The following is a 12,805-nucleotide window of genomic DNA, read 5'->3' as shown; positions in this document are numbered from 1 at the left end:
TGATCTTATTTTTTAAATCTGCACCGGCTTATTCAACAGTAACCGACTTGGCCAGATTTCGTGGTTGGTCAACATTGCAGCCACGCATTACAGCTATATGATAAGCAAGCAACTGTAAAGGGATGGTTGCCAGTAATGGTAAAAAGGCTTCATCGGCATCAGGTATTTCAATACAGTAATCAACCATTTTTTCAACCTCCCGGTCGCCGCTGGTCACAATAGCTATAACAATTCCTTTACGAGCTTTAACTTCCTGGATATTGCTGACAACTTTTTCATACGAAGAATTTTTTGTAGCAATAAAAACAACAGGCATTTCTTTATCAATCAGCGCAATTGGCCCGTGTTTCATTTCGGCTGCAGGATAGCCTTCTGCATGAATGTACGATATCTCTTTTAACTTTAAAGCCCCTTCAAGTGCAACCGGAAAACCGCTTCCCCGTCCTAAAAACAAACAATTTCTGGAATCTTTAACTTTTTCAGCTATATTTTTAATTAACTCATTGGTGGCTAAAACTGCCTGAATTTTTTCAGGTATACCATTCAGTTCGGTTAAAAGGCTGGTTAACTTAGATGTTGTTAATGTACCTTTCTGTTGAGCAATGTACAAAGCCATTAATGTTAAAACAGTTACCTGCGCGGTAAATGCTTTTGTCGAAGCTACCCCAATTTCAGGACCGGCATGTGTGTAAACTCCCGCATGTGTGATACGAGGTATTGATGCACCTACCACATTGCAAATTCCAAAAATTGTTGCCCCTTTTTCTTTTGCTATTTCAATAGCAGCCATAGTATCAGCAGTTTCGCCCGATTGTGATATGGCAACTACTACATCCTTTTCGGTAATAATAGGGTTGCGGTATCTGAATTCAGAAGCATACTCAACCTCAACCGGTATACGGGAATACTCCTCAATTAAATATTCACCTGTTAAACCCGCGTGCCATGATGTACCACAGGCAACGATTATTATACGCTCAACGTTTTTCAGTTTTTCGGCATATTCTTTAATACCGCCCAATGCTATTTTGCCTTGTTCGCAATTAATACGGCCGCGCATACAATCCCTGATAGAACGTGGCTGCTCGTATATTTCCTTTAACATAAAATGATCAAAGCCTCCTTTTTCAAGTTCTTCCAGCTTTAATTCCAATTCTTGTATTAAAGGGGTTTGTATCACATTATCAAGGCGTTTAACTAACAGGCCTCCGCGTTTTACCAGCGCAATTTCATTATCTTTTAAATAAATTACATTTTTAACGTATTCCACAATTGGGGTAGCATCAGATGCGATAAAATATTCGTTATCTCCAACACCGATAACCAACGGACTTCCTTTTCTTGCAGCAATTAACTGGTCTGGGTTTTCCCTGTCCATAATAACTATGGCATAAGCGCCAATTACAGAATTTAAAGCCAGGCGAACAGCTTCCAACAAATCAATCTGTTCTATTTCCTGGATCTCTTGTATTAAATGGACTAAAACCTCAGTATCGGTATCGCTTTCAAACTGATGGCCGCGGTTAATCAATTCTTCTTTAAGTGTAGCGTAATTTTCAATTATACCATTGTGGATAATGTGCAGGCGCCGGTCATTTGAGCTATGTGGGTGTGAATTACGATCAGATGGGGCACCATGGGTGGCCCAACGGGTATGCCCCATTGCTATATGTCCGCTCCGGTCTTTATCTTCGGTGAAACCCTCCAGAAAGGATACCTTTCCGGCTTTCTTATAAATATTAAAACCATTGGTGTTTATAATAGCGATACCTGCACTATCATAGCCGCGATATTCTAATCTTTTTAAACCTTTAATTACTATGGGCCATGCTTCACGGAACCCAATATAACCTACAATTCCACACATAAGCGCTATTTTTTTAAATGAAATGCCTTCGTTGTTTAAAAACTAAATATCGTTACCCCGAATCAGCTTTGCAGTGACAGCCGTCACTTTTAAAAATGAGATTCATCACATTAAATTATGGCATTCCGATAGCTAAATAATTGGTTTTGAATAAAATGTGAAACAAAAAAAATTCCCCGGAATTTTGCTTCCGGGGAACTCTGTTAAGCTATAAGGGATAAAATCGCGAGTCTTATAAAAGGTTCAAAAATAATTTCAGAGAGAAATTATTTTACATTCATCATCGAAAAATAAAAACTGGTTTTAATCAGTTCTTTATTTTTTCAAGCCGGTTAAGTTCAAGTATCATAATATGCCCGCTCTTTTTCTCAATCAATCCTTCATCTTTAAAATTTGTTAAAGTTCGGCTAACGGTTTCCATAGCCATACCTGCCATGCCCGCCAGTTCTTCGCGGGATACTTTTAATAATAATGGATCGTCTGATTTTTTATTTAACCGCAACAATACCTGGGCCAAGCGTTTCCTTACCGAATTGTAGGCAAGCTCCAGCATTTGGTCTTCTTTTTCGGATATATTGTTTGAAAGTATCCTTAAAAACTGCTGACTAATTGCAGGATAGCGTGTAAGAAGCGATAAAATAATATCTTTTGGAAGCAGGCATACAGTGGCATCCTCAACCGCCACGGCTGTTTCTTTATAGACTTCATTTAACAGCAGGGCATTTACACCTAAATAATTATCAGCCTTATATAGCCCTGTCATAAACTCCCTCCCATCATCTGATAATTTCATGGTTTTAATACAACCGTCAAGAATAAGATATATACCGGTTGGCTGATCGCCCTCGTAATATAATATCTGTTTCTTTTTAACCTGGCGTATTTTACGGCTTGCTATTAAAGCTTTTAATTCGGCTTTTTCATCTTTCGAATTATTTGCCAAATTATCGAGGTTTTGCAGAGCCTTGGTAAAAGAAACTTTACGTACTTCGTTTTTCTTTAATCGGCACTCAACCGCGTTTAGCAATTCGGTACGGTTAAATGGTTTAATGATGTAATCATCGGCACCCATTTCCATACCTTTTCTAAAATCAAGCCTGTCTGTTTTTGCTGTTAAAAATATAAAGGGGATAATTGCTGTTTCCTGATTCTTGCTTATTAGTTGTAAAACATCAAAACCATCCATTTCCGGCATCATGATATCACATAATATCAGATCAGGTTTCATTTGGGAGGCTAAGCTAACGCCGGCTTTACCATTGTTGGCTTGTATTACATTATAACCGACTTGATTTAAAATCTTAGCCGCTAAGCTCCTCATTACGTCGTCGTCGTCAATGATAAGTATACATTCGTTCATGGTCAATAAGGTTAAAGTTATTGGGGTATTAACTCACTTTAGTTCTGATTATATAAAAAAATAATTTTTTTTCTAAAAACGTAACTTAATAAATCTTGAATCCGTTTAACACTCTATTATTTCTGACTTTCTGCCGGGAGCTATTCATATAAAAAAATTATTTACAACATAATTTTAGATACTGATTTGCCTCCGATCGGAAGTAAACTTTTATCGGCTCTTAATTCCCGTCTCCATAAAATATTTCGACGAGCATACAATAAATTGGTAGGGATAAACAAACTTACACTTTACAAAAACAGAATTAACACTCGTAAAAGACCAATTTATACCTGTAGAGGGTCAATTCAGCTATAAATACTCCTATTTGGTGTATCCACAGCTAATTTATACCCCCATCAGAACCATATAATTATAAATTTATTAAATTTATTTCCGTTTACCTGTAAAGTATTCTTTAAGCTTAGGTAAACTTTGAAATATCCTGAAATATACCGGCAATTCTTTCATGTGTTCCATCAGACAATTCAGGGTAGCCTATTATCCTTACCCGCTTTAAATTACCCTTGTATGTAATTAGATTTACCTCGATATCAAATTCTAAACCATTTTCCAATGCATTCTTAAACGCTTTCCTTACTAAATTTCTGCTGCGGCCCTCTTTATAAAATTCATAAGTTATACCCGGAGCAGGTTCTGTACTCTCAGGCACTTCTAATATCTCCTTTGTTATTTTACTCCAGGTAGCTGTATTATTTTTAAAATCTCTTTTCCATGTTCCAATACGCGCTATTTCATTGGTTTTATTCAGAATCTCTAACATCTTGGCATTTTCCAAATCCTTTAGTTTTAAGGCAGAAATGTCTTCCGTGCAAATCAATAGTCCCCCAATTACGTTATTATAATTGTACCATGGCCTGATATCCCATTTGATCCATAGCTTAGAGCCATCTATCTTTTCTACAAATTCTTCATCGCATTTATTGACCTCCCCGGTTAACGATATTTTATAAATTTCCTTAAGTTTTGTTTCAAGTTCGGGTAAAATATATTTGTGAACGGTCCCTATTAATTCCCTTTCCTGGCAACCATAATCAATTAACCATTGATTTGAAAATGCCATGTATTTCATATCCTTATCAAGCATAGCAATTGCATAAGGGGCTTGTGAAACAAAAGTTTTATATCGTTCATCAATAGCTTTATTGATGTTTTCAAGCAAGCTGTTTGCTTTTTTTGAATCCCGATATTTTTTATAACAAGCCGAGAAATTAGAAGGATTAGAAAAGTTAAGTACTATGGCAAGCTGTTTTTTATTGAATTTTTTTTCATGCAGATATTTTTCGGCCAGCTCCATTTGCAGGGTTCTGTAATATGAAAAAATGCTAGAGTTATATCTAGCTTTAAAATCCCTTTTAAGCTTGGATTCAGATATAAAATGCAGTTTGGCAAGCGGCGTAATTCCCGGGAATCCGGTTAGTAAACAAGATTTTAATGTTTTTACTACCTCATCAAGTATCTTCTCTCCTTCAGAAATATTATTCTCGGGATCGGGGAAACCGTTTAAATATCCTTCTGCTTTTTTGCTTGTGACATCTGATACATATATAAAAAAGCCTTTTACTTTTTCGTTTTCGTAATCTGGAGTAAAGGTAGCAATGGCGCGTCGTATTTCGCCCGACGGGGTTTCGATTTCGCGCTCAAACCGCTGTACTTTGCCCTCCAGAACCCCTATTATAAATGGCAGGTATTTGTGAAAAAAATCACCCAATAAATCCTGCATCTTTATTTTATTAACCATCTCATGCTCACCCTTACCAAACCAATCTAAATAAGCCTGGTTGGCATACCTGCATATTAAATTTTGATCCCAATAGGCAAGCATGGATAAGCTATGATCTGTTATATCCAGATGGTCCCAGTCAATCAGGCTTTTATTAACGTTCTCTAACATGAAATTCAGGACATAATAAGGTTATAAAATCATGTTTATTTGGCAATAAATATGATTATGACGGCATATTGGTCAATTAAAAATAATCATTTAGAACTTAAATTCACAAATTATCTTGGGAGTAATAAATAAGAGCATACAAGAACAGTAATAATACTTTTATCAATTGACTTTTTGTAGTAATAGTACAAACTTCACAAGCTATTCAGATCAACTTCTGAAAAAGCGCGCCTCAATAATTATAAACGAATGATTTTTTTTAGATTCTGATACTCTTCGATACATATAAGTTATATGTATTGATCATTTTTCAAATTCAGAAACAAATAATGTAATATTTTTGATTTTAATTGGGTATAAATTGCCATAAATGCAATTTTTATTGACTTAATTTTTTATATTTATCGTAGTTTTTTACTAAATATAAAAAATCATTAAAAAAATTATCAAATATAGCGAAGAAAACACACTTCTTTCTTTAAAAGAGGGAAATATATCTGCATTTGAAAATATTTATCACCTGTATTGCACAGATCTTTACAGTTATGCCTACAATATATTAAGAAATAAGGTTATTTGCGAAGAAATTGTACAGGAGACTTTTTTTTCATTATGGAACAAGCGCTCCGAATTAAACATAACTCATTCTCTCAAAGCTTATTTATTTACAGCTATTAGGTTTCAAACGTTAAACTACCTCAAATCTGAAAAGGTAAAAAGGTACTATGCCGAAAGTTATTTCAATTTCGAGAAAATATTCTTTGATAATTCAAACGAAGAGAATATCTATTTTTCCGATCTGAGATCGAAAGTTGAAAACGAAGTGTCCAAACTCCCCGAAAAGTGCCAGCAAATTTACAGGTTGAGCCGCGACGAACATCAGTCCATAAAAAACATAGCAAATTTATTGAATATCTCTCATAAGACCGTCGAAAATCAATTAACTAAAGCGTTAAAATACTTACGCTCATCATTAGGTGACTTTTTGATGTAATCATCTTTCCCATTTTCATATTTTCCTACCGTTTTAACAATTATTTTACGCTTTGATTGCATATTTTGTGACAAATGTTAATTTTTTATAAAAAAATCTTAAATAAGCATAGGTGTTTTGTATTCCTGAGTTTACTTACATATAGAACGCTGTAATAAATTGCAGTTAAAATGGATGCGAGACAAAGAGTTTGAAACATTAATTGATCTGTATTTAAAAGATCAGTTAAGCATGGAAGAAAAATTTAAAGTTGAGGAATGGCTAAGGCACATTACTGATGAAAGCGCGTTCGGCAATTTAACAGAAACAGAAAAGGATGCTTCTCAAAGCAAAACCTATGCTGACCTCATGAACAGGATAGGACCGGTTGGTAGCCCCAAACGTACATCTGTTATAATAAGGATGCGACTATGGTTAAAAGTAGCATCATGCTTTGTTTTACTGGGCATTGCTGTTTTTGCTTTCAGTAACCAGCTCAAAGATATTTTTAACATACAACGCTACACGTCGGTTGCAAACTCGGCCGGCCATATTACAAAAAGTATCCTTTCAGACGGTACTATTGTCTGGTTAAAGGGAAACAGCAAATTGAGTTATCCGGTGAAGTTTCAGGGCAATTTGCGTAATGTTGATTTGGAGGGAGAAGCGCTTTTTGAGGTTGCTAAAGATGCTGCCCATCCGTTTATCATTCATTGTGGTGTTTTAACTACCCGAGTGTTGGGTACAAGCTTTAATATAAAGAGAACTTCAAATAAAATAGAGGTGAATGTTTTAACGGGTCGGGTTTTTCTGAGCTCCGCCAATGCAGCTGCAGTTACCTTACGCCCTCACCAAAAAGGGACATTCTCTGAAGTAAAAAAAACAATTATACAGGAAACGCATCCGGTTGTAGAAGTGGCCTCACTTACCAGGGGAACCGAGTATGACATGTTTTTTAACGACGCCACTATCGGTGAGGTCTTACACCGGATAGGAAAAAAGTTTGAGGTAAAAATTAACTATAAGGCCTTACGCCCCAACAACACCCGCATAACGGCCGATTTTACCGACCAGTCGTTAGTAAACACGATGAACATGATGTGCGAGGCGCTTAATCTTGAATTTGCAATTAAGCAGGGCGCGGTAACCATAACTGATAACCCAACTAACTGATCAAATAAATAACTAATTAACTAAAACTAAAAGAAAGGCGTATGATTAAATAAAAACCCTCTTCACAAAAAAAGCAGAGATGTTGAAGCCACCTCTGCCCTAAATTTTCCCAGGTCTTTTATTAATAAGATAACCCATTGCTGTGGGTAAGGGATTTTTTTGTCTCATTCCATTCAAAAATCAACAAAACAAACAAATGTATGCAAAAATGTAAGGAAAAGAAAAAGGTTCTTTTAATTAAGCTTATGCGAATTTCAGTTTTACAATTTATGGTTGTGATTATGCTGTCAGGCGTTGCATTCGCTAATCCTGATTATGCGCAGGATATTTTAAATAAAAGGCTTTCGATCAACTTAAAGAATGTTACCCTGGAAGACGCGCTCAATAACATTAAAAATAAAGTTGAGGTAAAATTTGTTTACAGCTCCAGCATAATTCCGCTTAAAAGCAAGGTAAGCGTTAATGCCAGTCAGGAAAAGCTAAGCGACATACTGAATAAATTACTGATTAAACTGGATATTGACTATAGCGTAAACGAACACAGCGGTTACATCATCTTAAAAAAAAATCACGAAGTAGCCTCAATTAGCGAGGCTAAGGATAGCAGTAACTGGATAGCCAGTATTAAAGACCACATCGTTACCGGTAAAGTCACGGTCAAAGCCGACGGAACCACCTTGCCAGGTGTAAGTATATCTGTTAAGGGCACAAAGGCAGGTACCGTTACCGATATGGATGGCAATTACCGGATAACTGTTCCCAATAATGCCAGTGTACTGGTTTTTACCTACATCAGTTTTGATACGCAGGAAGTAACCGTTGGCGAATCGACAGTGATCAATATGCAGCTTACTCAAAATTCAAAAACACTTAGCGAGGTTGTAGTAACAGCTGCGGGTATCAAGCGTGACAAATCATCATTAGGCTACTCGGTAAGTACCATAAATGCCGATAAGCTGGCTCAGAAATCAGAGCCCGACCCTTTAAGGGCGTTAACCGGTAAGGTTGCGGGTGTAAACATTCAATCGTCGGGTGGTGTTGCCGGTGGCGGTACTAATATTACCATCCGCGGTAATTCCTCTTTGAACGGCAACAATCAACCTCTGTTTGTGGTTGACGGTGTTCCGTTTGATAACTCCAGCTTTACCAATGTTGGCGCTACCAGCGTAGGAGCATCTGGGGTTACCAACCGTGCTTTTGACCTCGATCCGAATAATATTCAAAACATGACGGTGCTTAAAGGCGCAGCAGCAGCAGCCTTATATGGTTCAAGGGCCGCCAATGGCGCGGTGATCATCACCACCAAATCTGGCAAAAAGCAAAGCCGTAAGGGTACCGAGATTACATACAGCACTTCTTATGCCTTTGAAAATGTATCGGGCCTGCCAGAGTATCAGGATAAATATGGTCAGGGTACCAATAATGATTACAGGCAGGGCGTATACGCTTCGTGGGGACAACCTTATGTAGGTGTGCCAAGTTTACTGCCTACCCGCACTACGGTACCTGCACAGCTAACCCGGCAGTTCAGTTCGGCCGTATTTCCGCAGTTTTATGAGTCCGATGGTATTACCCCCATCCAGGTTCCCTACAAGTCTTATGCAGACCAAAACGTAAAAAACTTTTTTCAAACAGGTAGCGTGTACGAAAACGCTGTTAACATATCTTCGGGCAGCGAAAAAGGCAATTTTACAGCTGGTTTATCCCGAACCACTAATACTGGCGTAGTACCCAATAACGAAATTAACCGTACTTCTATCAATATAGGGGGTAACATCAAGCTCGATAATAAATTTTATGCAAGCGGTTCCATTAACTATGTAACTACCAGGCAAAAAACACCGCCTATCGGTGGTTCTACCGGCTCCATCATGTCGGCGCTCATGTACACGCCTACCAGTTATGATTTAACACACTATCCCTACGAAAATCCTATTGATGGCACCAACGTGTATGATTATACCGGCGTCGATAACCCTTACTGGTCTGTTAAACATAGTGTTTCCACAAGTGATGTCGACCGATATTATGGAAACTTAGTACTGGGCTTTGATCCCCTGCCCTGGTTAAACATTCAAAACACAGCAGGTTTTAACGCTTATACCGACAGGAGGCTAAACGTAAGGGGAAAAGGTTCATCATCCTACCCTAACGGAAGTATAACTACTGATGATATTTATCGCCAGGAGCTTGACAATACCTTGCTGGTTACCGTAAATAAGGCTATAAATAATAACCTTACATTAAAATGGATACTGGGTAATAACATTAACCAGCGCTTAACCAACCGTAAGGCATTTTATGGCGATGGGATGATTGTTGCCGATTTAAATACCATTACCAACACAAGTTCCATTACCCCTGTTCAGCTGGTAAACAACCGCAATATATTGGAGCAACGGTTTTATGCCTTCTTTACGGATATTACCTTAGATTATAAAAACTATGCTTCATTAAATCTTGTAGGCCGTAATGATATATCATCAACACTGCCACCCAATAACCGCAGCTACTTTTACGGTGGCGCCAATGGTTCATTAATATTTACCAAGGCATTAAATATTCCTGACAACATCCTTAACTTTGGTAAAATAAGGGCGGGCTATACCCGGGTGGGTAATGAGGCATCAGCCTATCAAACAGCCGAGTTTTATCTTGTTAATTCACCACTCGGGTCGTCATCGGGTACCGGTTCAGTAGGTACGCCATTTACTCCCGCCGGCGGGAGCACTTACAACTCAGTTACCCTGGCAAATTTGCTTACCAATGATAATTTAAAACCCGAGTTTATTACCGAGCTGGAATTAGGTACCGAATTACAGTTCTTTGATAACCGCATTGGGCTCGATTTTACTTATTACAGCAAAAAAAGCACATCGCAAATATTTGAAGTAACTGCTGCTCCTTCATCAGGTTTTACCACCCAGATACTCAACCTGGGCAGGGCAACCAATAAAGGTATCGAGGTTGGGCTTAATTTTTCACCGTTCCGCAGCAGCCAGGGCTTCAACTGGGATGTATCAACCGTGTTTACCCGTAACCGCAATATCATTAATGATTTGGGTGGCTACCAGAAATTTGTTTACGGTGGCGCCGATGGTACCAGCAGTGTACATATTGTTGGTCAGCCTTACGGCTTAATTAATGGTACGGCTTATGCCCGCGACGCGTCTGGTCAAATCCTGATAGATCCTAATACAGGTAAACCGCTCATCTCTGGTTCCCTGCAGCCTATAGGTAACCCCAATCCCGATTTTATACTGGGCATCACCAATACGTTCAATTTCAAAGGTTTTTCGTTAGGTGTATTGTTCGACTGGAAAAAAGGCGGCGATATTTACTCCAACACGGTTGGCCAAATGATGGCCCGCGGCGTAACCAAAGACACGGAAAACAGGGAAATAGTTATCGTATCACCCGGGGTACTGGGTAACGCATCTACCTTGCAACCCCTGCTTGATGCCAACGGTAAGGAGATCCCTAATAACGTAGCCATATCTTATGAAGATTATTTTTTTAGTGGTGGCTTAGGGCCCGGAGGTGTTAACGAAGGATCTATATTTGATGCTACCGTATTTCGCCTGCGCGAAGTATCCCTGTCATATCAGTTACCCAAAAATGTTTTAAAGGGAACGCCATTTGGCTCGGCAACCATTTCTGTAAGCGGCCGCAATTTGTGGTACTATGCACCAAACTTTCCTAAATACACAAATTTTGATCCTGAAGTAAGTTCATTAGGTGTGGGTAATTCACAGGGCTATGATAACCTGGCGGTTCCCACAACTAAAAGATTTGGTATTAACCTAAGGGTCAGCTTTTAAGCAACAAAATTAAACGTATTTAAACTAAGTATTTTTATGAAACTCAGAAATAAAAGATACATTTTACTGCTAACAGGTGTTTTGCTTGCGGGTAGTTCGTGCAAAAAGTTTGTAGACATAAACGCCGATCCTAACAACCCTACAACAGCACAGTTGTCATTACTGCTTCCATCAACAGAAATATCGCTGGTGGCCAATATGTACCAGCTCAACAGCGGCACTTCAACTTTCGTACAACAAACCGTTTTCTCTACCGGGCAAAGCCGTTTTCAGCAACAGGGCGATGATTTTAGCAACTCATGGGATGGATTTTACAGCCAAACCCTTAATGACCTTGAATTGGTTATCAGCAACGGCACGGCGCAGCAGCAATGGGGTTATGTATCTGTAGCCAAATTTGAAAAGGCTTATTTATATAGCTTAATGGTTGATATGTGGGGCGATATACCTTATGCCTCCGCCGAACAGGGCCGGCAAAATCCAAACGCCGCGTTAGACAAGGGCGCCGATATTTATGAGAAGCTGCTGGTTTTAATAGATGAAGGTATAGCCGACGCCGGTAAAGTAACCGCGACAACGCTGGTGCCATCTTCTGCGGATGTGTTTTACGGAGGTACTAAAAGCTCATGGATAAGCATGGCTAATTCATTAAAGCTAAAATTATACAACCAGATCCGTTTAGTTGACCCTGCCCGCTCGGCTACAGCTATTAAAGGCATAATCAGCAGCGGGGCGCCGTTAATAAGCAGCAATACCGGCGATTTTACTTTCAAATTCGGATCTAATCAAAACCCCAACAACCGCCATCCCTGGCACCGGGCCGACTATCAGGCAGGAAAAACATTTTATGCCAGCCAGTCATGGATAGATATGTTATTTAACAGCGATGATCCCCGTTTACGTTATTTTATCTTCAGGCAAAATGCTACGGCTGGCTTGAATAACTCCACCAACAGCAACGGCTATTACGGCCGTAATCCCGGCGACGGTACCGCCGCCCCGGCAGATCAGTCGCGCCGGTCGGTCTTTGGCATCTATCCGGCAGGTGGTTTATATGATAACAGTCCCATCAACAACCTCACAGATGCAAACATTTATTTGGATAACACCGGCGCTACGGGTTCGGCAAAAGTGGTAGCTGTTACCGATGGTACAGGCGCCGGCATTATGCCGCTCATCACCAATGCCATGGTTAAATTCATCAGGGCCGAAGCCGCATTAACCTTAGCGACCGGCGACGATGCACGCCAGAATTTTAGCGATGCGGTAACCGCTAATTTAAATAGTATAAGTACCTACGCGGCTGCAAATGGCGGTACAACATTATCAGTCACGGCTATAACTGGTTTCGTAAACAGGTTGCTGGAGCAATATGATGCCGCAGATAACAGCGGGAAGCTAAACCTGGTAATGACGCAGAAATACATTGCCGATTTTGGCAATGGCATGGAGGTTTACAACGATTACAGACGAACAGGCTTGCCGGTTTTACGCACACTGTTATCGCCGCTTAATGTGTTTCCGCTCAGGCTTTATTATTCGCAAACAGAATTGTCTGCCAATACCTTTTTTAGCGCTAACGGCAGCCAGCTTCAGGTAGCACAGCAAATTACGCCCGTTTTTTGGGATAAATAATATGGTTTACTGATAATTTATT

The 12,805-nt window shown here is 39.2% G+C and carries 7 protein-coding genes; 4 read left to right on the top strand and 3 right to left on the bottom strand.

All coding sequences use genetic code 11. The annotated features are described in order from the left end of the window. Positions 1 to 28 precede the first annotated feature (28 nt). From glmS to SNE25_RS07085, 3 genes are all read right to left on the bottom strand, one after another. Positions 29 to 1,867 (bottom strand): glutamine--fructose-6-phosphate transaminase (isomerizing), encoded by a 1,839-nt coding sequence (glmS, locus tag SNE25_RS07095; RefSeq protein ID WP_321564400.1) that lies wholly within the window; start codon positions 1,865 to 1,867, stop codon positions 29 to 31. A 307-nt stretch (positions 1,868 to 2,174) separates the two neighbouring features. After that, entirely contained in the window at positions 2,175 to 3,227 is a 1,053-nt protein-coding gene (locus tag SNE25_RS07090; protein WP_321564399.1) for a response regulator, read from the bottom strand. A gap of 463 nt (positions 3,228 to 3,690) precedes the next feature. After that, on the bottom strand, positions 3,691 to 5,181 hold the full coding sequence (locus tag SNE25_RS07085; RefSeq protein ID WP_321564398.1) for a PAS domain S-box protein: 1,491 nt from the start codon (positions 5,179 to 5,181) through the stop codon (positions 3,691 to 3,693). A gap of 430 nt (positions 5,182 to 5,611) precedes the next feature. On the opposite strand from SNE25_RS07085, the gene SNE25_RS31820 reads away from it, so the two are divergent. The 4 genes from SNE25_RS31820 (at position 5,612) to SNE25_RS07070 (ending at position 12,783) form a co-directional block, all read left to right on the top strand. Beyond that, positions 5,612 to 6,175, top strand: coding sequence for an RNA polymerase sigma-70 factor (locus SNE25_RS31820; RefSeq protein ID WP_407667037.1), 564 nt, complete (start codon positions 5,612 to 5,614; stop codon positions 6,173 to 6,175). Positions 6,176 to 6,349: 174 nt separating this feature from the next. Beyond that, positions 6,350 to 7,327 carry a FecR family protein gene (locus SNE25_RS07080; RefSeq protein WP_321564397.1) on the top strand — a complete coding sequence of 326 codons (978 nt, stop codon included), beginning with the start codon at positions 6,350 to 6,352 and terminating at the stop codon, positions 7,325 to 7,327. Between the two features lie 245 nt (positions 7,328 to 7,572). Beyond that, positions 7,573 to 11,148, top strand: coding sequence for a SusC/RagA family TonB-linked outer membrane protein (locus tag SNE25_RS07075; protein ID WP_321564396.1), 3,576 nt, complete (start codon positions 7,573 to 7,575; stop codon positions 11,146 to 11,148). Between the two features lie 36 nt (positions 11,149 to 11,184). Then, on the top strand, positions 11,185 to 12,783 hold the full coding sequence (locus SNE25_RS07070) for a SusD/RagB family nutrient-binding outer membrane lipoprotein (protein WP_321564395.1): 1,599 nt from the start codon (positions 11,185 to 11,187) through the stop codon (positions 12,781 to 12,783). Positions 12,784 to 12,805 lie beyond the last annotated feature (22 nt).

The sequence above is a fragment of the Mucilaginibacter sabulilitoris genome (genome assembly GCF_034262375.1).
Taxonomy (GTDB): Bacteria; Bacteroidota; Bacteroidia; order Sphingobacteriales; family Sphingobacteriaceae; genus Mucilaginibacter; species Mucilaginibacter sabulilitoris.
This window is presented reverse-complemented; position numbering and strand designations above follow the sequence as displayed.